The organism is Thermus caldilimi, assembly GCF_004684245.1.
GTDB classification, from domain to species: Bacteria; Deinococcota; Deinococci; order Deinococcales; family Thermaceae; genus Thermus; species Thermus caldilimi.
In genome coordinates this window covers 1376522-1397964 of record NZ_CP038452.1, presented here as the reverse complement: position 1 = coordinate 1397964, position 21443 = coordinate 1376522, and the positions used below count along the sequence as shown (strand labels likewise).

Sequence of the window (21443 nt, the reverse complement as noted above, 5' to 3'; positions counted from 1 at the left end):
GCATATCTTTGCCTACACCAAACCCCCGAGCCGCAAGAAGGAGCCCCAAGATGACCTGGAAGGAAGCCTACCCGGATATCCCCCTAGGCCAGGATGCCTGTGGCATCATCGCCATGGCGGAGAAAAGCGGCAAGCCCTCCCACCGCATCGTGCGGAGGACCCTGGAAAGCCTTTACCGCATGGCCCACCGGGCGGGGGCCATCCGAGGCGAGGGAGATGGGACCGGGATCCAAACCGACATCCCCCGGGAGCTGTGGGCCCGCTTCCTGGAGGAGGCGGGGCTCGATCCGGAGCTGGCCTTTAATCCCCGCTTCTTCGTGGGGCACTTTTTCCTGCCCAAAACCGAGGCGGGGCGCCTCGAGGAGTTCCAAGAGCTCCTGAGGCGGGAGGGCCAGCCCCTTGGGGTGCGGCCCGTGCACTTCCGCCTGGGGGAGGTGGTGAGCGAGGTGCTGGGCCCCGTGGGCCGTCGCACCGAGCCCCTCTTTGTGCAGGTGGCGGGGCTTAGCCCCGATGGGGATGCGCCCCTGTGGGAGCTGGGCCTGAGGCTCGAGGCCAGCTTCCCCGTCCACGTGGTTTCCCTCTCCACCTACAGCGTGGTCTATAAGGTGCGGGGGGCGGCGGAGCTTCTGAAGCGCTACTACCCCGAGCTTTCCCGCCCCGAGTTCAAAAGCGCCATCGCCCTGGGGCACAACCGTTACTCCACCAACACCCTCTCCACCTTCGAGCAGGTCCAGCCCTTTGGCCTTCTGGGCCACAACGGGGAGATCAACACCATCGAGCGCCTCCGGAGGGAGCTGGATTACCTGGGCATCCCCCGCACCGGGGGCTCGGACTCCCAGGACCTGAACCGCATGCTGGAGGGGCTCATCTACCGCTACGGGCTTTCCCTGCCCGAGGCCATGGACCTGGTCTTCCCCCCGGTCCTGGGGGAGGTGAAGGGGCTCGCTCCTGAGCTTCAGGACCTTTATCTGGCCCTGCGCCAGCGCTTTGGGCCTTTGGCCCAGGGGCCTGCCGCCATCGTGAGCCGCCACCGGGACGAGGCGGTCTTCGCCACCGACGCCATGGGCTTGAGGCCCCTCTGGCAGTTCGAAACGCCTTACGAGATCGTCTTCTCCTCCGAAAGGGGGGTTTTCAACGCCGAGGAGTTCGTGGCCGAGCCCAAGCCCCTGGCTCCCGGGGAGAAGGTTTACCTGCGCCTGACCCCGGAAGGGCCCAAGGTCTACCCCTTTGACCGCCACCAGCGCCTGGTGCTGGAGCGGATCGCCGCCCGCACCCCGGTGGCGGGGTACCGGGTCCACCTTGCGGGGCCCATCCGCCAGGCCCCGCCCCCCGTGGCCGGGGGGAGCGGGGTAGAGGTGGAGGAAAAGCCTGCTCCACCTCCCTTGGGCTTGGAGCGGGCCTTCGGCTGGGACCGGTGGGATGGAGCCTACCTCGAGGCCCTGGCCAAGACGGGCAACGAGCCCATCGGCTCCCTGGGCTACGACGGCCCCCTGGCCGCTTTGAACCCGGAGAAGCCCAACCTCTCCGAGTTCTTCAAGGAGACCGTGGCGGTGGTGACCAACCCCGCCATCGACCGCGAAAGGGAGATCGAACACTTCTCCACCCGCACCCTCCTGGGCCGCCGCCCCTTGCCCGACGGCCGGGGCGGGGGCAGGGTGGAGGAGCTTCTTTTGCCCATCGTCTTGGAGGAGGACCAGGGCCTGGCGGAGGCCTTCGGCACCCTGACCCTGGCCGAGGTCAAGGAGCGCTTCCAGACCCATACCCTGGTGCCCCAGTTCACCGTGGAGGAGGGCCTCCTCCTGGGGCTTAGGCGGCTGGAGGAGGAGGCGGTGCGGGCGGTGGAGGCGGGGGCCGAGGTCCTCATCCTCTCCGACCGGGAGGCTTTCCAAGGAGGGGTCTGGATCGATATCGGCCTGGCGGTGGCGGCGGTGAACCGGGCCCTCATGAAGCGGGACGCCGAGGGGATCGCCTTGAGGCGGCGCACCTCCCTCCTGGTGCACTCCGGAGGGGTGAGAAACCTTCACGACGTGGCCTTCCTCCTGGGCCTGGGGGCGGAGGCGGTGGCCCCTTGGCTTCTTGAGGACAAGGCCCGGGCCCTGGAGGGGAGGAAGGGGGTGGCCAATGTCCTCGAGGCCCTGCGCAAGGGTCTGGAGAAGGTCATCTCCACCATGGGCATCCACGAGCTAAGGGGCTACGGGAAGATCTTCAGCGCCCTCGGGCTCAAGCCGGAGCTGGCCGACTACTTCGGTACCCGGAACTTCCTGGGTTCGGAGACCGGAGGCTACGGCTTTTTGGAGCTGGAGCGCACCCTTTTGGAGCGGGAGGGCTTATTCCGGGCGGAGAAGGTCATGCCCGCCAAGGACTTCCGCTTCAACCCCCGGATCTACAAGGCGGCCCAGGAGGTGGCCAGCGGTCAGGCCCCCTACAGCCACTTCCAGGAAAAGGTCCGCTCCCTGGAGCGGGAAAGCCCGGTGGCGGCCAGGCAGCTTCTGGAGGTGCGCTTCCCGGAAAGGAGCGAGGTTTCCCCCGAGGAGGTGGACCTCTCCGTGGGGGGGCACTCCCTGCCCTTCCTCATCAGCGCCATGAGCTTCGGTTCGCAAGGGGAAGCCTCCTTCCGCGCCTATGTGGAGGCGGCCAAGCGCCTCAACATGCTCTGCATCAACGGGGAAGGTGGGGAGATCCCCGACATGCTGGGCCGGTACACCCACTGGCGGGGGCAGCAGGTGGCCAGTGGTCGGTTTGGCGTCCACGCCTACATGCTGAACTCCGCCACGGTCATCGAGATCAAGATCGGCCAGGGGGCCAAGCCGGGGGAGGGAGGGCACCTGCCGGGCAAAAAGGTTTCCCCCAAGGTGGCCGCCGCCCGCAACGCCGTGCCCGGGGTGGACCTCATCAGCCCCTCCAACAACCACGACCTCTACTCCATCGAGGACCTGGCCCAGCTCATCGAAGAGCTAAAGACGGTGAACCCCAAGGCCCTGGTTTCCGTGAAGGTGCCCGTCATCCCTGGGATCGGCACCATCGCCGTGGGGATCGCCAAGGCGGGAGCGGATGTGATCACCCTCTCAGGGTTTGAGGGGGGGACGGGGGCGGCCAGGCTCCACGCCCTCAAGTATGCGGGGCTTCCCGTGGAGATCGGGGTGCGGCGGGCCCACCGGGCCTTGGTGCGGGCGGGGCTTCGCGACCGGGTGGAGATCTGGGCGGATGGCGGCCTCAAGACCGCCTACGACGTCTTGCGCATGGTCCTCCTGGGGGCGGACCGGGTGGGCATGGCCACCATGGCCATGGTGGCCATCGGCTGCACCATCTGCCGGGGATGCCAGCTGGACACCTGCCACGTGGGCATCACCACCCAGATCGAGACGGTGGAGGAGGCTTTGGCCCACGGCCTCAAGCGCTTCGTGCCCCAGGACCTGGATCGGGCGGTGGAGCACCTCACCCGTTTCTTCGAGGCCAAGGGGGAGGCCCTGCGCGAGCTGGTGGCCGCTTTGGGGGCCCGCTCCCTTAAGGAGCTGAGGGGCCGGGTGGACCTCCTCTACCAGCGGGACCACCTAGAGGAGCTGGACCTTTCCTACTTCTTCCTGCCCGTGGAGGAGCCCGAGTGGCTTAAGGATACCTCGGCCCATGTGCTCAGGAAACCCTTGAACCAGCTCACCCGCACGGTCACCGAGGTGGTGATGGGGGCTTATGGGGAGGGAAGCCGCAAGCTGGTCTTCCAGGAGGGCCCGGTGAACTCCACCGACCGCGCCCTGGGGGCCCACCTGGCAGGGGAGATCGCAAGAAGGCGCCTTTACGGTAAGGGGTTTGACGCCGAGGTGGAGCTCCGCTTTGACGCGGGAAGCGTGGCCGGGAATGGCCTGGCGGCCTTCAACCTCGAGGGCATGAAGGTGGTGGTGGAAGGAGGTGCCCAGGACGGGGTGGCCAAGAGCGCTTTCGGGGGCACGGTGGCCATCCTCAAGGGCCGGAACCCCTACGGGGCCTACGTGGATGGCTCCGTGGGCAAGAGCTTCGCCTACGGGGCCATAGGGGGTCTCCTCATCGTGGAAGGGGTGGCGGATAGCCGCTTCTGCATCCGGCTTTCCGGGGCGGATGTGGTCCTGGGCGGGGAGCCGGAAAGGCCCCTGAGGGACGAGCTCGGCAACCTGGCCGCCCGGGCCCAGGCCAAGGGGTTTGCCTTTGAGTACATGACCCGGGGGCGGGCCTTGGTCCTGGGGGACCCTGGGCCCTGGATCTGCTCGGGCATGACCGGGGGGCGGGTCTACCTGCGCCACTGGCCGGAGATGGGCCTCACGGAGGAGGCCATGCGGCGCCGCCTGGCCAAGGGGGCCAAGGTGGCGGTGAAGCCTTTGGACCTCAGGGGGGTGGAGGACGTGCGGGAGCTCCTTTCCGCTTACATCCGCGTTCTCCGCGAGGCCAAGCGGAAGGAGAAGGCGGCCCGCCTGGAGAAGCTCCTTTTGGACCCCGCCCAGCACTTCCGCATGGTGGAGCCCGTGAGCCAGCAGGTGGAGCAGGGGGTGAGCACGGAGTAGGGGTACCCCGCCCTGGGCGGGGTGGGGCCCTCGAGGCCCTTACACAAGCTTTTCCTCTACCGCCCAGCGTACCAGCTCGGCCCGGCTTCTCAGACCGAGCTTTTCCGCCGCCCGTTCCCGGTAGGTGGCCACGGTCTTTTCCGAGATACCCATGGCCTCGGCGATCTCCCTGTAGGAAAGGCCCTGGGCCAGATAACGGACCACCATGAGTTCGCGCTCCGTGAGGACCTCTGGCCCCGGCTTGCGGACGGTTTGGGCCTGGATCATGCGGTAAAGGAGGTTCTGCGGCAGGTAGTGCTCTCCTCGGGACACTGCCAACACGGCATCCTCCAGTTCCCGCTCGATGGCCTCCTTGGGCAGGTACCCGGAGCCCCCGGCCTGGAGGAAACGTTCCGCATACTCCGGTTCCGCATACATGGACAGGGCCAGGAGCCGGGCTTCGGGGTAAAGAGCCTTCAGCTTTTCCGCCACCTGGATGCCGTCCATGTCAGGTAGGGCGATATCCAAGATCACTACCTGGGGCCTGGCTTGGGGGATCTTCAGCAAGGCCTCCTGGCCTGTTTCCGCCTCGCCCACAATCTCCACCTTTCCTTGCAACAGGTAGCGCATCCCTGCCCGCACCACGGGATGGTCGTCCACCAGGAAGACCCGGATCACGCCTCCACCTCCTTTAAGGGAATGCGGGCGTAGAGGGTGGTGCCAAGCCCCTGGAGGCTTTCCATCTGGAACCGGCCTCCTAGGAGTTCTATCCTCTCCCGCATACCCAGGATCCCCAACCCAGGCTGGACCTGCGGGGGGAAGCCTTGGCCGTCGTCCTCCACCACCAGGTTGATCCCCTCCTCTTCTTGTTGCAAGACAACGGAAACCTGCTTTGCCTTGGCATGGCGGGCCACGTTGGTGAGGGCCTCCTGTACCACCCGGTAGAGGGTGGTTTCGTGGGTTTCCGGCAACCGCCCCTTTAGGCGGCAAAGGAGGTTGACCCGGATCCCCGTTCTTTCCTGGAACTCTTCGGCCATGCGTTTCAAAGCGGCCTCGAGGCCCAGGGTGTCCAAGGCGGAGGGGCGCAGGGAGCGGGAGAGGTGGCGCACATCCTGGATGGCGCTTCGCACCAACTCTTGCAGGGCGGGCACCGCCTCCAGCCGCCCCTCCTTCACCGCTCTCAAGCCCAGGTCGATGCCCGTAAGGACCTGGCCTATCTGGTCGTGAAGATCGCGGGCGATGCGCGCCCTTTCCGCCTCTTGGGCCTGAATGAGGGCCTTGAGGAGCTGGGAACGCTCCTGGTCCCTTTCCTTTAGGGCCTGGGTGTACCGGGCCCGGTGTAGCCCGGCTTCGATAGGGGCTTTGATAGCCTCCCGGAAGGCCTTGGGGGCTTCGGCGTTCAGGTAGAGGCGGGCTCCGGGAAGTTCCAGGGTGTGGTAGAGCCCTTGCACGCCTTTCCGTAGGAGGCAGTCCCTCTCCTCCTGGTAGGGGCAGAGAACCTTACCCACCCGCACCTCGCCCAGCCAGGCTTCCCCGCAACGGAAGAGTCCGCTTTGGGCCAGGGTTTCCAGGGCGTTGTGCAACACCTCTTCTGGGGTTTCCGCCCGGTTCACGGCCTCCGCCACCTGGTTCAGGGTGGAAAGCTCCTGTTCCCGTCGCTTCACCCCTTCCCGGTATGCCACCAGAGCCTGGTGGAGGACCCTTAGTTCCCCACCGGGATCGGGAAGGACTGCTTCCCGTCCCTCTTGCCAGGCCCGCACGCCTTGGACCAGGGCCTCGAGGGGCTTAAGAAACTGGTCCGCCGCACGGCTCACCAGGAGGAAGGCCAAAGCGGCCACCCCCAGGGCCAGCCAGGCGCCCAGGACCAAAAGGTGGGCCAGCTTCTGCCAGAGGGGGGTTTCGGGAAAGGCCAAGGCCAAGGCACCCACAGAGCCATCCCCGATGGGGCTACGGTAAAGCCTATAGATTTCCCCTTGGAAACGGAAGCGACCCTTTAGGGTTTTTAGATTCAGGGGAAATCCGCCCGGGAAGGTGTGCACCATCACCTCCCCCTTGGGGCCTAGGACAAACCCCAACACGCCTTCTGCCACCAGGGACTCCAGCTGGCGGAAAACGGCATAGAGGTCGTTGACCAAGAGGTCCTCTTCCAGCTGCCGGGCCAGGTAGAGGGTCTGGGCTTTGCCCCGGGCCTCGAGGCTGGCCTCCAGGCCTGTCTTCACCAGGAAGAAAGCGGTTCCCCCGAGTCCGAGCCCCAGGAAGAGCATGCCCAGAGCGAAGGTCGCCAGCAGGCGCGCACGGAAGCTTCCCTTCATGACTAGAACCCCAACAGGAAGCGGCGATACTGGGCGTCGCTAGCGGGAGCGAAGCCGGCTATTCCCGCTTCCGGAAGCTGTCCAGCTTCCTCCAAGCGTTTTAGGATCTCCCGCTTGAGCTCAGGAGCTACACCCTTCCGCACTACCACGGGTGGGGGTGGGTCTTCGGGCCCTTCCCAGATGACCCGGATCTTTTCCTTGAGCCCGGCGTCCTTTCGTATCATGGCATCCAGCACCATTCCGTCCACCGCTGCGGCCTCCACCAGGCCCCGGATCACGGCCTCCACCGCTCGGTCGTGGGCGTAGGTGAAGAGGATCTTGCCCAGAAAGATTTCCGGCCGATAGCCCCTCCCCTTGAGCTCCCGGATGGGGCGGAGGTAGCCCGTGTTGGATAAGGGGTCCACAAAGGCCATGGTGGCTCCCGCCAGATCCCCCAGGCTTTGTCGGTCCGAGGTGGCCGGCACGATGACCACGCTGCGGTACCGGGTCCAGCTTGCGGGCACCGACCGGGCGATGACCTCCCCGTAACCCTCCGCTACCGCTTTGGCTGCGGCGAAGGTGCATAGGAAGGCTATCTCCACCTGGCCCTTGTGCAGAAGGTCCAGCACCTCCCCGTACCCCCTCCGCCCCAATACCGTGGCCTGGGGCCAGAGGGTGTGGGCCAGGGTCCAGTAGGGGTAGCTCCTTTTGGGGGAGAGGATGCCCGCCACGGCGATGCGCAGGGTGGCTTCTTCCTCGAGGCGGATGGGGGGAAGGGGAGCCAAGGGCCCGGCTTCCGGGATCCGGGCGCAGCCCAGGAGGAGAAACACCAGGGGCCAGATTCGGGCCATGTCTTTAGTATGCCCAGGCTTGCCCGTGACGAAGGTCCCGGGGTTTGTAGGTGTTTTCCCGAGGACACCCGTCCGGGCGGGTTGTCGGAGAAACGCCGATGAAGACCGCCTTTGACTTTCCTAACCTGGCCGTGGAGGTGGGTATGAACGAGGTGGAAAGCCGCAGGGCCTTTCTGGAGAAGGTGGCCTCCACGGTCTTCGCCGGCATGGTGCTGGGGGGTCAGCCGGTGAAGGCTGGGGCCGAACCTTCCAAGGTGGAGCTACCCCCAAGACCTCCCGATGGGCCCATCCTGCTCGAGCTGGAGTATGAGGATGTTCTTTTGCGCATGCAACGGGATCTGGAGCGGGCCCTGAACAAGGGCACCACTCCCAAGTGGGTCATGGTGATCGACACCCGCAAGTGCGTGGGTTGCCACGCCTGCACCATCTCCTGCGCCGTGGAGAACAAGCTTCCCCCTGGGGTGGTCTACCGTCCTGTGGTGGAGGAGCAGGTGGGTGTCTACCCGCAGGTGACCTGGAAGTTCCTGCCCCGGCCTTGCATGCAGTGCGACAACCCTCCTTGCGTTCCCGTCTGCCCGGTGGGGGCTACTTGGAAGCGGGAAGACGGCATCGTGGAGATCGACTACGACGCCTGTATCGGCTGCCGCTACTGCCTGGTTTCCTGCCCCTACCAGGCCCGCACCTTCGACTTTGGGGAGAATTGGACGCAGGATACCCCGGGCCATGGGCAGATGCCCTACGAGGAACTTCCCACATTTGAGTGGGGTGAAGTTCACGTGCGTAAGGAAGGGGTGGCACCCGGTAGCCCCGTGGGCAACGCCCGCAAGTGCAGCTTCTGCTTGCACCGCATCGAGCACGGGCTCTTGCCCCAGTGCGTGGCCACCTGCATCGGTCGGGCTACCTTTTTCGGGGATGCCTCCGATCCGGAAAGCCTGGTTTTCCAGCTCATCCACCAGCCCAATGCCATGCGGCTTAAGGAAGAGCTGGGTACGGAACCCAGGGTCTACTACCTGGTGTAAAGGAGGGCAAGGATGCGCGTTTGGGGTCGGATCCTCTACGGGGTTTTAGCGGCCATAGGCCTTGTGGGTTTCTTCTTGCGCTTCGCCACCGGCCACCAACTGGCGGGATACGGCAGCTACGTGCCCTGGGGTCTGTGGGTGGCCGCGTATATCTACTTCATTGGCCTCTCGGCGGGAGCTTTCCTGCTTTCCGCCTTGGTCTATGTCTTTGGGGTGCGCAAGCTGGAGCCCATCGCTCCCTTGGCCCTGGTGGTGGCCTTGGCCAGCCTACTAATGGCTCTGGTTACCATCTGGTTTGACCTGGGACACATGGAGCGGTTTTATTACGTCTACCTGAGGCCCAACTTCCGCTCCATGATGGCCTGGATGGTGTGGCTTTATACCGCCTATGGGTTGCTCCTTCTTGCGGAGCTCTACTACGCCCTGAGGCGCCACCTGCCCCGGTATGCGGATAGGGGTGGCATAACCGGATTTCTGGCGCGCTTCCTCGTCAAGGGGCGGAAGACCCCCTTTACCCAGGAGGAGATACAGCGGGACGAGGGCATCACCAGGGTTTTGGGGACCATTGGCGTCCCCTTGGCTATCGCCTTCCACGGGGGTGTGGGTGCCCTCTTCGGTACGGTGGTAGCCCAGGATCTGTGGCATAGCCCCATCTACCCCATCCTCTTTCTCACGGGTGCCCTCCTCTCGGGCGGGGCGCTGATGACCGCAGCCTACGTGTTCTTCTGGCCCAGGAAGGACGGGGAGTGGAGGGAGCTTAGCCTTCTCCTGGGCCGGATCGTGTTAGGGCTTATCCTTTTTGACCTCCTCTTGGAATGGGCGGAGTACTCCATTCCCATGTGGTACGGGGTGGGTTCCGAGTTCAAGGCGCTGTGGAACACCCTGTTCGGCCCCTTCTGGTACGTGTACTGGGTGTTCCACATCCTGCTCGGGGTGGTGGTTCCCATCTGGCTCCTGTTGGCCTTTGGCTTGCGGGGCCAGATAGGGGCCGTAGGTCTCGCCAGCTTTCTGGTGGCCTTCACCTTCCTGGCCATCCGCCTCAACCTGGTCATTCCCAGCCTGGTCCACCCCAAGCTGGAGGGCCTGGTAAACGCTTACCGGGACCATCGCCTTGTCTTTGCCTACCTCCCCACCTGGTTTGAATGGAGCGTGGTGGTCTTTTCGGTGGTACTGGGCTTTACCGTGACCTACATTCTGGTGTGCGTTCTGCCCGTGATCGAGGGCAAGCTTCTAAAGGAGGTGGCGTGATGCTTTCCCGGCGGGAACTGGTCAAGCTGGGCGTCCTTTCCGGAAGCGGGGTTCTTCTGGGGGAGAAGGCCACAGAACTCATTTCCAAAGCCGAGGCGGCGGCTCAAAGGACTCCTGGCTTCTATCCTTTGAACGATCCAGAAAATCAGATCTATTCGGTTTGCCTCCAGTGCAACACCGGCTGCCCTATCAAGGTAAAGATCTACGAGGGGGCGGCGGCTAAGATAGACGGGAGCCCTTATTCGCCTTGGACCCTCTACCCGCACCTTCCCCTGGAAACATCGGTGGAGAAAGCAGCCAAGGTGGATGGGGGCATCTGCCCCAAGGGGCAGTCTGGTTTGCAGACGGCCTACGATCCTTACCGCATACGCAAGGTTCTCAAGCGGGCAGGCCCCAGGGGAAGCGGCAAGTGGAAGGAGATTCCCTTCGAACAGGCGGTGAGGGAGATCGCCGAAGGAGGGAAACTCTTTGCCGAGATCGGGGACGAACGGGTCTACCCGGGTCTGAAGGAGGTCTGGGCCCTGAAGGACCCCGAGGTGATGAAGGCCATGAAGGCCCGGGTGGAGGAAATTTGGCACGAAAAGGATCCAGCCAAGAAAAGGGCCTTGGTGGAGCGCTTTAAGGAGGAATTCAAGGATTACCTGGACGCACTCATCGACCCCGATCACCCCGACCTGGGACCCAGGAACAATCAGGTGGTGTTTGCCTATGGCCGCCTAAAGGCCGGGCGGAGTGAGTTCTTCAAGTGGTTCTTCCAGAACGGCCTGGGTACCGTTAATTTCCACGGGCACACCACCGTGTGCCAGGGCTCCCTCTACTTCACGGGCAAGGCCATGAGCTACCAGCTGGCCTACGACGAGAAGAAGGGGGAGTACACCTGGACGGGGGCCGAAAAGTTCTACTGGCAGGCGGACCTGACGGGGGCGGAATTCGTCATCTTCGTGGGGTCCAACATCTTTGAGGGCAACTACGGTCCGCCCCTCCGGGTGAAGGAGGTTACCCAGGGATCGGCAACCGGGAAGTTGAGGTATGTGGTCCTGGACCCTCGAGCCCAAAAGGGCGTGGCCCATGCCACCAAGTGGATCCCCACCAAGTCGGGCTACGATGCCGCCGTTGCCTTTGGCATGATGCGCTGGATGTTTGCGAAGGGGCGGTTTGACGCCCGCTTCCTCTCTGCCGCCAACAAAGGAGCGGCCAAGGCCATTGGCGAGCCCAGCTGGACCAACGCCACCTGGCTGGTGGAGATAGACGAGAAGGGCTTTCCCGCCAAGCTTCTGCGCATGAGCCACCTGGGAATGGCTCCCGAGGTCCGGGTCATGGACAGCAAGGAGGTGGTCTTCGATCATCCCATTGTCTTGGTACAGGGGAAACCCACCCCGGTGGACCCGCAGAGCGAGGATAAGCCTGTTTTCGGAGACCTCTTTGTGGACACCACCCTTAACGGCATCCGGGTGAAGAGCGCCCTCCAGCTGATTCGGGAGGAGGCCTTCAGCCGGAGCCTCGAGGAGTGGGCGGAGCTTGCGGGGGTTGAGCCCGAGGAGATCGTCTGGCTGGCCCATGAGTTCACCAGCCACGGCAAGAGGGCGGTGGTGGATATCCACCGGGGAGCCAGCCAGCACACCAACGGCTTCTACAACGCCTTTGCCTGGAATGTTCTTAACGCCTTGATTGGCAACTACGACCACCACGGTGGGTACGTCCGGGCCAGCACCTATGACATCATAGGCAAGAAGGCAGAAGGGCCCTTCTACCTGGACAAGCTCCACCCCAAGAAGCTGGAGCCCTTCGGTATCAGCATCATCCGCCATGAGGTGGACTACGAAAAAACGACCCTCTTTGAGGGCTATCCCGCCAAACGTCCCTGGTTCCCCCACAGCTCGGACATCTACCAGGAGATTCTGCCCTCCGCTGCCCAAGGGTACCCGTACCCGGTGAAGATCCTTTTCCACTACATGGGCTCCCCTGCCTATGCCCTTCCCGCCGGCCACACCCAGATCCAGGCCATGCTGGACCCCGCCAGGATTCCCCTCATCGTGGCCTTTGACATCGTGGTCGGGGATACGTATCTCTACGCTGACTACATTATTCCCGATCTCTCCTACCTGGAGCGCTGGGAGTTCCATGGAAGCCACCCCAACGTGATCTGGAAGGTGCAAACCGTGCGGCAGCCCACCATCGCACCCATTCCTGAGGAGGTGAAGGTCTTTGGGGAGGGGATGCCCCTGTCCGCAGAGGCTTTCCTACTGGCCCTGGCGGAGCACTTGGGGGTGCCGGGATTTGGGGAGAAGGGCTTTGCCAACGGCATGCCCTTCCGCAGGCCCGAGGACTTCTACCTGAAGATGGTGGCCAACCTGGCGTTTGGCGAGAAGGCGGATGGGTCGGATGCGGTGCCTGAGGCCGACGACAGGGAAATGGAAATCTTCAGGCAAGCCCGCCGTCACCTGCCCCCCTCGGTGTTCGACCTGGAGAAGTGGAAAGCGGCCATCGGGGATGAGGGTCTTTTCCGTCGAGCGGTGTATGTTCTGAACCGGGGTGGGCGTTTCCAGGCCTTTGAGAAGGCCTTTAAGCCCGACGGCACCCTGGCTAATGCCTACGGCAGGCAGATCAACCTGTACTTGGAGAAGCACGCCAAGAGCAAGAACAGCATGACCGGCAAGCCCTACTGGCCCTTGCCCCGCTTCTTCGCCCCCTACACGGATGCCTTGGGCCAGCCCATCCAGGACGAGGAAAAGGGTTTCGAGTTCACCCTGATCACCCACCGCTGGATCACCATGACCAAGAGCCGGACCATTTCCAACTACTGGCTTCTTAACATCACCCCTGAGAACTACATTGCCATCAACCCCGAGGATGCCAAGCGGTTGGGCTTCAAGGATGGGGAGCTGGTCAAGGTGGTTTCCGCCAGCAACGAGGTGGGGATTTGGGACCTGGGGCCTTTGGGCAAAAAGCCCATGGTGGGCAAGGTGAAGGTCATGGAGGGCATCCGCCCCGGGCATCTGGCCTTTGCCTTGGGTTTTGGCCACTGGGCCTATGGCGCAAGCGACCTGGAGATCAACGGCCAGGTGATCAAGGCTGACCCTAGGCGGGCTACAGGTATCCATGCCAATGCTGCCATGCGGGTGGACCCCGTCCTTAAGGACGTGGGGCTGACGGACACTACCGGAGGAAGCGCTGTCTTCTACGATTCCAAGGTGCGCTTGGTCCGTCCTACCCCCGAGGAAGCCCGGACTTATGGGGAGGGAGTGCGGAGGGGGGCCCTCGAGGGCCCAGCGGGCGTCCGGGCCGAGGAGATACTGGAAAAAGCCCTTAAGGCCGCCCGAGGGGAGCTGGAACCGGAGGCCTTGAGGCGGGAGGTGGCAAGCCAGCTGGGTTTGAGCCAAAAGGTCTAGAAGCCGAGGGGCCAGGCTCCAGGGGATGACGTCCCCTGGAGCCTTTGCCCTAGACGGGGGGCGGCCGGTGAGGTACATTTGTCCCGTGGACCCGGGCGAACTCCTCGACCTCCTCAAGGGGCGCACCGGCTTTACCGAGGCCCACACTGCCCTTCTGCGGGAGCTGGGCCAGGTGATGGTCCCCATCGCCCCCGAAGTGGCCCTGGCCTTCTACGACTACCTGGGGCGGGATCCGGAGCTTTCGGAAATCCTTCACGCCGTGCCCGGCAGGGTGGAGCGGCTTTACGGCACCTTCGCCCGCTGGTATGCCGAGCTTTTCGGGGGCACCTACGACCGGGCCTATGCGGAAGGGCGCAGGCGCATCGGGCTGGTCCATGCCAGGCTGGGCATCGGACCCAGGGCCATGATTCCCGCTATGGGGATCGTGCAGGAGCTTTCCCTGGAGCACCTGCGCACCGCCTTGCGCGGTCCCGAGGTTTTTAGTGCGGTGGAGGCCTTTGAGAAGATCGTGGCCGTGGAGATCGGACTCATCGAGGAAAGCTACCTCGAGGCCCTTGCCTTGGGCCTCTCCCTGGGCCACCGGGACCTGAAGGAGGCCTTGGCCCAAGGGGCGGCTGCCCTTTTGCAGGCGGGCCACACCTAGGGCTCCCGGGCCAGGTCGTTGAAGCGCACGTGGGCAGCGTGGAACTGGAGTTCCACCGTGCCTGTGGGGCCGTTGCGCTGCTTGCCCACGATGATCTCCGCAATCCCTGCCTTTTCGGAGTGGGGGTTATAGTACTCGTCCCGGTAGATGAACATCACCAGGTCTGCGTCCTGCTCGATGGAGTTGTGGACGATGATGTTGTTGGCAACGAAGTTGTGCAAGCCAGGGACGGTGAGGTCAAATACTTCCTCTATTCCGTCCGGTTGGATGGAGGCTACCTTGTCCCAGTAAACATCGCTGGTAGCCATTTGGCTTAAGGCCTCCCATTTCAGAGCATGGGCCATTCGCAAGGCCCGGTCCCGGCTTAGGTTTTGCCTAAAGAGCGTGCTGCCTGCGTAGGCCACGCCCACGGCGCGGTAGAGTTCCCGCTGGGAAAGCCCTGATGCCCCTAACACGGGCCGAATGGTAGGCAGCCAAACTTCTGCAGGGATCACATCCCGGTTAGGATTGCCGCTATGGCTTTGAAGGTAAGCCTCCACTTCCTTTGCAACCTTAGCCTGACGGACGCCCACAACGCCCACCTGATCGAGGAAAGCACTTAGGTCATGGTGTCCACTAATGATGACATGGAACTGGTCGCGGCCCTTTCCCTTTTGCGAAATGCGCCGAACACGGGAGTTGATGCCTAAGCGGAGCAGAAGGGTCTGGACATCCAAAGCCAGCTGTTCGCTACTGGTGGCGTAGTAGACCTTTGGGTAAGGTTTTTCCCCCCTTGACATGTGAAAACACCCGTCGGTGGACCAGAGGTGACGAAGAAATCGAGCGATAGCAGAGGGAGGGTGAGTGAATACCGGTTCTGGCACCCGCTTTTCGTGAGCCCTTAGTCCCCAGATACCTAGTTCCTCCAACCACTCCGCTAGGGGATTGCGGATACCCTTCCCAAGACGCCGGCTTGCGCTCAAGTAAACCTGGAACCACCCCCGTTCAGCCTTGATCTGGGGATTGAGTGCGTCCCCAAACACGGCTGTGGCCAGTTGAGCTACTCCGTCGGCAAGGTCCGGGTCTCGCGTCGTGTATTGGAGGGTATGACGGGGTAGGATGCAACCATCCCCGATGAGGTGCCCGAGAAGGGCCAGTTCCTCGTCCCTAAGGGTTTGTTGGGTGGCCACATCTAGCCTCCGAGGTAAGGCTACCCAATCCCCGGGCCGAAGCTCATCCAGACGCTTCCATCCCTTTGAGGTTAGGAACTTGTGGTTGGCGGTGGCACGGATCTGGCGGCCCAGCTGCGTGGTGAAAACAAAGACGGGTTTTACCCCCGTGGCAAAGGCCCGGCTTACCCTAGCTGCCTCCAGCTTCAAAGTGGCTTCGTTGAGGGCCAGAACGGAAAACCCCGACCTGCCTACCAGGTCGCGTATGGGTTTCCTTGAGCCATCGGCCAGCTGGACTAGGGTGTCTCCAGCCAAGCAACCCGACTCCCTTAGGTCCGAGAGCATGGGGCGCTTGTTGGGCCTGGCCTCCACCGCCCGGGAAAGCTGGCTTAGGGCGATCACGGGCACGTTGAGCTCCCGGGCCAGGGCCTTGAGCCCCCGGGAGATGGCGGCGATCTCCTGCTGCCGGTTCTCCCCTTGCTTGCCCGCCCCGGGGCCGGACATAAGCTGGAGGTAATCGATGATGAGAAGGCCCACCTCGTACTGGCTCCTGAGCCTTCTGGCCCGGGCCCTGAGCTCCATCAGGGTTAGGTCCGGGGTGTCGTCGATGAAGATGGGGGCCTCGGAAAGCCTTCCCGCCACATCCACCAGGCGGGAAAAGTCGCGGTCCGTGAGCTGGCCCAGGCGCACCCGGTTCATGTCGATGCGGGCTTCCGAACACATGAGGCGCAGGGTGAGCTGGGAGGCGGGCATCTCCAGGGAGTAGATGCCCACCCCCACGCCTTCCTTCAGGGCGGCGTGCTGGGCAATGGTGAGGGCGAAGGCGGTTTTGCCCATGGCGGGGCGGGCGGCGATGATGTTTAAGGAGCCCGGGGCCAGGGTACCGATGAGCTGGTCCAGTTCCTTGAAGCCGGTGCGCACCCCGGAAACCTCGCCCTTGTTTTGGAAAAGGGCCTCGATGTGCTCAAAGGTCTCGTGGACCAGCTCCCGCATGGCGCGGGCCTCGGTGTCCGTCTGGGTGAGGGCCACCTCGAGGATCTTCTTGCCCGCGGTGTCCAGGATCTCGTCCAGGCTTCCCGCCTCCTCGTAGGCCAGGCGCATGGCCTCGCCTGCCGCCTGGATGAGCTTTCTTAGGGTCCATTTCTCCGCCACGATGCGGGCGTAGTGCTCCGCGTAGGCGGCGGTGGGGGTGGCCTCGGAAAGCTGGACCAGGTAGCTAACCCCTCCCAGGGCTTCCAGCTCCCCCCGGCGGGAAAGCTCCTCCGCCAAGGTCACCAGGTCCACGGGCTTGCCCTGGGACCTTAGGGCCTGCATGGCGGCGTAGATCTTGCGGTGGGCCTCCGCGTAAAAGGCCTCGGGGGAGGGGAGGAGGCCTTCCAGCCCGTCCAGCACATCCGAATCCAGGAGAATGGCCCCCAGGACGCTCTGTTCCGCCTCGAGGTTGTGGGGGGGAATACGGCCTTCCATACCCATAGGCCTTACCAGGCTACGCCCACCCTCCCGGGTTTTGCCAGGGGGCTATCCCCAAGGTAAGCCATGCCTTCCCAAGGCCTCGGCCATGGGCCATCCCCTTCTCACCTTTTTCCCTTAGGGTGGGGGTGTGCGGTGGCTTCTCGTCCTTTCTTGGGTTGCCCTTACCTCTTGCCGGAGCCAGGCTTTGCCTGAACCCTTTGCCAGCCTGGAAAGGGGCGTGACGGAGGAGGTGCGCCAGGTGGCCTTGGGGGGAGAGGGGTACGCCCGCATGCTGGCGGGCTGGCTTCTTGTAGACCGGGATGCTTGGCCCAGCGGGCAAACAGATTTGCGGGAGCAGGAGGAGGTGCCCCTGGCCGAGCGGGCGGAGTACGCCTGGCGCTACGCCCTTTTTTTAGAAGAGGTGCGGGCCTTTGAGCCGGGCTGGGAGGCGAAGGAGGCCTGGCGCAAGGCCGCCCCCTTGCTCACCGCCGCCGGGGATCCCAGGGCCTTCTCCGCCTGGCAGAGGCTTTTGCCGGAGGAGGAGGCCGTTTCGGCCCTTCTGGCCTTGGGAGAAGGGGAGCGGCTTTGGGAAGCCCTCTTCCAGGGGCGGGCCTACGAGGCCCTGCTGCGGGTGCTCCCCGAGGGGGCGCGGCCCGACCTCCGGGCCCAGGCCCTTTTCCAGCTGGGGCGCTACCAGGAGGCCCTACCCTTTTATCAGGCGTGGGCCAGGCGGGATCCCAGGGGGTACTTGGGCCTGGGCTACGCCCTGTGGCGGCTTGGGCGAAGGGAGGAGGCCCTGGAAGCTCTGGCCCGCTATGACCACCCGGAAAGCCGCTACGCCCAGGGAAGGATCTGGGAGGAAATGGGGAGGACCCTCGAGGCGGTGGCCGCTTACCGCCAGAGCACCCCTGAGGGCCTCTGGCGGGCCACGGCTCTTTTGGAGAAGCAAGGGCTTGGGCGGGAGGCTTTGGGGCTCTACCTGGAACTTGCCCGGACGAAGAGCCCCTATGCGGACGACGCCGCCTTGCGGGCCTATTTCCTGGCGGAGCAACTGGGGCTTGGGGAGGTTCGGGGAGAGGCCTTAAGCCTTCTTGAGGGAGGGCTAGGCCTCCTCTTGGGGAAGGAGCCTCCGCCTCCACCCCCCGCCCTTTCTTCCCCCCCGCCCCCTGAGGCCCCCCTGGTGGAGGCTTTGGTGGCCTCGGGCAAGGCGGCCTGGGCCCGGGGGGTGGTGCGCTACGCCCTTTGGCAAAGGCCTGGGGACTGGCCTGCCCTGGTGCCTCTCCTTTACCGCCTGGGGGCCTACCGGGAGGGGATCCGGGTCGCCTGGCCCACCCTCTTGGCCTACCCCCGCCCCTACCGGGAATGGGTGGAGGCCTATGCCGGGAAGGAGGGTTTAGACCCCAACCTGCTTTATGCCCTCCTCCACGTGGAAAGCCGCTTTGACCCCCGGGCGGTGAGCCCCACAGGCGCCTTGGGGCTGGCCCAGTTTCTGCGGAGCACCTGGGCGGACGTGGCCCGCGTGCTGGGGGAGCCCCCCGCCGACCCCTTCGATCCAGAGGTCAGCGTCCGCTACGCCGCCCGCTACCTGCGCTGGCTCATGGAGCGGTGCGCCGCCTTCGAAGGCCTGGAGCAGGTGGCCTGCGCCCTCACCGCCTACAACGGGGGGATTGGCTACACCCTGAGGGGCATCGCCCGGGAAGGAGATCTTTACGCCTTCCTGCGCTTCCAGGAGCGGGATGAGCCCCGGGAGTACCTGGCTAAGGTGCTTTCCGCCTACGCCGCCTACCGGGCTATTCCTTAGCCTGGCGTAGGCTCCTTTCCGTCCAGGCAATGAGGGGCTTGAGGGCGAAGGGGGCAAAGAGGGTAGTGAAGACCACCATGAAGAGGACGATGGCGTACTCCTCCTCGTTCACCGCTCCCGCGGCCAGGCCCAAGGCGGCCACGATGAGCCCTACCTCCCCTCGAGGGGCCATGCCCACTCCCACGGTGAGGGCGGACCGTACCCCTTGGGTCAAGGAACCCAGGAACCCCCCCAGGACCTTGCCCAGGATGGCGATCACCGTGACCATGGTCCCCGCCACCAAGGTGGCGGGGGAGACGAGGGCGGCGAGCTCCAGCCGCACCCCTACCATGGCGAAAAAGATGGGGGCCAGGAAGCCCTCGATGGCGAAGATGGGCTCCTCCAGGCGGTACTTTTCCCGCAACTCGGAAAGGAGCATGCCTCCTAGGAAGGCCCCCACGATGGGGGCCAGGCCGATGGAGGCCGCTAAGGCGGCCATGCCCACCCCCAGGGCCAGGGCGAAGCCCACCGGGCTACCCACCGGGAGCCGCTCCAAGGGCAGGCGGGCGAAAAGGGGGGAGAGGAGGACCGCTAGCCCCACGAACACCACGGAGAGCAGGATAAGTTGCAGAATGGCCCCCAGCTCCACCTGCCCTGTTTTGGCTACCCCGTTCACCACCGCCAGGACGATGAGGCCCAGCACGTCGTCGATGACCGCAGCCCCCAGGATGATGCGGGCGTAGGGGCGGGCGAGGACCCCAAGCTCCTGCAGCACCCGGGCGGTGATGCCCACGCTGGTGGCCACTAAGGCGGTGCCCAGGAATAAGGAGGGCAGGGTAGCGAAGCCGATCTGGAGGCCGAAGAGGTACCCCCCCACGAAGGGGAAGGCCACCCCCAAGACGGCTACCAGGAAGGCCTCCTTGCCCACGGCCAAGATGTCCCGGAGGCGGGTTTCCAGGCCTACCATGAAGAGGAGGAAGATGGCCCCGAGCTCGGCGATGAACTCCAGGATCTCCCCCTCGTGCACCCAACCCAGGAGGGCGGGGCCCACCAGGATGCCGGCCAGCACCTCCCCGATCACCACGGGTTGGTTCAGGCGCTTGAAGAGGAAGGCCATGACCTGGGCGGCCAGGATGAGGTAGAAGACCTCGAGGATGTGCCCAGCTCCATGCATCACCGCCTCCTCAGGATGAGCTTGAGGAAGTCGCTCCGGGTGAGGATGCCCACCACCCTGTTGCCTTGGTCTACCACCGGAAGGTGGCGCACCTCGCTGGTGAGGAGGGTTTCCAAGGCCTTGCCCACCGGGTCTTCAGGGTGCAAACGGGGGATGTCCGTACGCATCACAGCCTTTACCGGCGTTTTCTGGTAGCGTCGGTAGATATCCTCTAAAAATTCCCCGTCCACCCACTCCCCGAAAAGCTGCAGAGCCTCCACATCGGAGAAGGGGATGTTCTCGGGGCGGGGAAGGAGTTCCTCCACCTGGAGTAGCCCCAGTAGGCATCCCTCCCGATCCACCACAGGCAGGCTGCCGTAGCGCTTTTCCAGGATGCGCCGGGCGGCCTCTTCCAAGGTGGCCTCGGGCCCGATGGTGTCGGGGTTTGGGGTCATGAGTTCGGCTACCTTCATGGGCTAAAGTTTACCAGCGCCGCCACCTGGGGGCAAAGCGCTGGGCCGTGAGGACGCCGAAAAGGAATCCCCCCAGGTGGGCCCACCAGGCCACCCCAGGTAGGCCCAAAAGCCCCTGGAAGAGTTGAAGAAAGGCCCAATACCCGATGTAGAACCCCGCGGGGAAGGTGACGAAGAGGGGGAAAATGAAGAGGATCACCGAGACCACGTAGGCCCTGGGGAAGAGGATGTAATACGCCCCCAGCACCGCCGAGACCGCCCCGCTGGCCCCGATCATGGGGAGGGTGGAGGTGAGGGAGAAAAGCCCCTGGGCTAGGGCCGCGGCCAGCCCCCCGAGGAGGTAGAAGAGGAGGAAGCGCCCGTGGCCCATGCGGTCCTCCACGTTGTCTCCAAAGACCCAGAGGAACCACATATTGGAGAGAATGTGAAAGAAACTCCCGTGGAGGAACATGCTGGTGAGGAGGCGGTAGCCCTGGCCCGCAGGGTCCTGAAAGAACAAGGCAGGGATAAAGCCGTAGGCTTCGGCAGACCACTCCAGGCCCACGGAGAGTTGCCAAAGAAAGGCCAGGGCATTGGCTAAGACCAGCCCTTTCACCCCATAGGCGGGCCGGCGGGCGTGGTTGATGTCGTAGAGGGGAAACACCCTAAGGCCTCCCGGGCTGCTGGTGACGATAGGGTACGGGCACGTACTGCACGCTGGGCTTACCCCCCTGGGCCTGGGGGTAGAGGTCCATGAGCTCGTAGACCTCCAGAGGCATCTCCGTGCTCACGGGTAGGCCCATATCCCGAGCCTGGGCCACGTCGATGGGGTAGTCGTGGGTCCAGGTGCCCTGGGAGAGGAGGGTGGCCACCTCCTCGGCCTTCTCTTCGGGCATGCGTTTCATGAGGAGGCTTTTCACCGTGGCCTTCACCTGTTTGAGGGCCTTTTCCGCCACGTCCGCCAGGATCAGGGTCTGGTCGTCGATCTCCTGGATGGGCTTTTTCTCCAGCACCTTGAGGATGCTGGCCGCCGGGTACTGGCCAAGCTGAGGGTCCACGGGGCCCAAGACCGCGTTCTCGTCCATGACGATCTCGTCCGCGGCCAAGGCGATGAGGGTACCCCCGGACATGGCGTAGTGGGGCACGAAGACCGTGACCTTGGCGGGGTGGCGCAACAGGGCCTCGGCGATCTGCTCCGCCGCCAGGACCAGGCCCCCTGGGGTGTGGAGGATGAGGTCGATGGGCATGTTCTTGTCCGTGAGGCGGATGGCCCTTAGGACCTGCTCCGAGTCGTCGATGTTGATGAAGCGGCTGATGGGGATGCCCAAGAAGCTCACGGCCTCCTGGCGGTGGATGAGGGTAATGACCCGGCTTTTCCGCTTGCGCTCCAGCTCGGCGATCTTCCGGGCCCTGGCTCCCAGGAGCATCTGCTGTTGCAGGTAGGGGGTTAGGGCAGAAAGGATGAAGAAGAGCCAGAAAAGCTGGAAGAAGATTTCCATGAGGAGAGTA

General features: G+C 64.3%; 14 protein-coding genes. 6 read left to right on the top strand and 8 right to left on the bottom strand.

The window, feature by feature from the left end; translation table 11 throughout:
* Positions 1 to 50 precede the first annotated feature (50 nt).
* Positions 51 to 4529: a glutamate synthase-related protein gene (locus EBI04_RS07160; protein ID WP_135256887.1), complete on the top strand. Its 4479-nt coding sequence runs from the start codon at positions 51 to 53 to the stop codon at positions 4527 to 4529.
* Positions 4530 to 4568: 39 nt separating this feature from the next.
* Here the strand turns inward: EBI04_RS07160 and EBI04_RS07155 are convergent, their stop codons facing one another.
* From EBI04_RS07155 to EBI04_RS07145, 3 genes are read right to left on the bottom strand one after another with little or no spacing between them, the layout of a single operon-like run.
* A complete protein-coding gene (locus tag EBI04_RS07155; RefSeq protein WP_135256886.1) occupies positions 4569 to 5186 on the bottom strand; it encodes a response regulator transcription factor in 618 nt (205 codons plus the stop codon).
* Positions 5183 to 6820, bottom strand: a complete 1638-nt coding sequence (locus EBI04_RS13810) for a sensor histidine kinase (protein ID WP_135256885.1) — start codon at positions 6818 to 6820, stop codon at positions 5183 to 5185. Before EBI04_RS13810 ends, EBI04_RS07155 begins: the two co-directional genes overlap by 4 nt.
* 2 nt (positions 6821 to 6822) lie before the next feature.
* Positions 6823 to 7650 carry a PhnD/SsuA/transferrin family substrate-binding protein gene (locus tag EBI04_RS07145; RefSeq protein ID WP_135256884.1) on the bottom strand — a complete coding sequence of 276 codons (828 nt, stop codon included), beginning with the start codon at positions 7648 to 7650 and terminating at the stop codon, positions 6823 to 6825.
* A gap of 143 nt (positions 7651 to 7793) precedes the next feature.
* Between EBI04_RS07145 and EBI04_RS07140 the strand changes: the two genes are divergently transcribed.
* The 4 genes from EBI04_RS07140 to EBI04_RS07125 all read left to right on the top strand — a co-directional run bounded on the left by EBI04_RS07140 (position 7794) and on the right by EBI04_RS07125 (position 13949).
* On the top strand, positions 7794 to 8669 hold the full coding sequence (locus EBI04_RS07140) for a 4Fe-4S dicluster domain-containing protein (RefSeq protein ID WP_135256883.1): 876 nt from the start codon (positions 7794 to 7796) through the stop codon (positions 8667 to 8669).
* Positions 8670 to 8681: 12 nt separating this feature from the next.
* On the top strand, positions 8682 to 9917 hold the full coding sequence (gene nrfD, locus EBI04_RS07135; RefSeq protein WP_135256882.1) for an NrfD/PsrC family molybdoenzyme membrane anchor subunit: 1236 nt from the start codon (positions 8682 to 8684) through the stop codon (positions 9915 to 9917).
* Positions 9917 to 13306, top strand: coding sequence for a molybdopterin-dependent oxidoreductase (locus tag EBI04_RS07130; RefSeq protein ID WP_135257905.1), 3390 nt, complete (start codon positions 9917 to 9919; stop codon positions 13304 to 13306). The genes nrfD and EBI04_RS07130 overlap by 1 nt, the downstream gene beginning before the upstream one ends.
* 85 nt (positions 13307 to 13391) lie before the next feature.
* Entirely contained in the window at positions 13392 to 13949 is a 558-nt protein-coding gene (locus tag EBI04_RS07125; protein WP_167481914.1) for a protoglobin domain-containing protein, read from the top strand.
* Here the strand turns inward: EBI04_RS07125 and EBI04_RS07120 are convergent.
* A complete protein-coding gene (locus EBI04_RS07120; protein ID WP_206202020.1) occupies positions 13946 to 16564 on the bottom strand; it encodes a replicative DNA helicase in 2619 nt (872 codons plus the stop codon). The two genes, EBI04_RS07125 and EBI04_RS07120, sit on opposite strands and share 4 nt — an antisense overlap.
* A 133-nt stretch (positions 16565 to 16697) precedes the next feature.
* On the opposite strand from EBI04_RS07120, the gene EBI04_RS07115 reads away from it, so the two are divergent.
* On the top strand, positions 16698 to 18350 hold the full coding sequence (locus tag EBI04_RS07115) for a transglycosylase SLT domain-containing protein (RefSeq protein WP_135256879.1): 1653 nt from the start codon (positions 16698 to 16700) through the stop codon (positions 18348 to 18350).
* Here the strand turns inward: EBI04_RS07115 and EBI04_RS07110 are convergent.
* Genes EBI04_RS07110 through EBI04_RS07095 form a run of 4 tightly spaced genes read right to left on the bottom strand, consistent with a single transcriptional unit; the run spans position 18340 to position 21433 of the window.
* Positions 18340 to 19503: a cation:proton antiporter gene (locus tag EBI04_RS07110; RefSeq protein WP_135256878.1), complete on the bottom strand. Its 1164-nt coding sequence runs from the start codon at positions 19501 to 19503 to the stop codon at positions 18340 to 18342. The genes EBI04_RS07115 and EBI04_RS07110 overlap by 11 nt on opposite strands.
* Positions 19503 to 19955 (bottom strand): CBS domain-containing protein, encoded by a 453-nt coding sequence (locus EBI04_RS07105; RefSeq protein WP_135256877.1) that lies wholly within the window; start codon positions 19953 to 19955, stop codon positions 19503 to 19505. Before EBI04_RS07105 ends, EBI04_RS07110 begins: the two co-directional genes overlap by 1 nt.
* A 10-nt stretch (positions 19956 to 19965) precedes the next feature.
* Positions 19966 to 20598 carry a rhomboid family intramembrane serine protease gene (locus EBI04_RS07100; protein WP_135256876.1) on the bottom strand — a complete coding sequence of 211 codons (633 nt, stop codon included), beginning with the start codon at positions 20596 to 20598 and terminating at the stop codon, positions 19966 to 19968.
* Between the two features lies 1 nt (position 20599).
* A complete protein-coding gene (locus EBI04_RS07095; protein ID WP_135256875.1) occupies positions 20600 to 21433 on the bottom strand; it encodes an SDH family Clp fold serine proteinase in 834 nt (277 codons plus the stop codon).
* Positions 21434 to 21443: the final 10 nt, after the last annotated feature.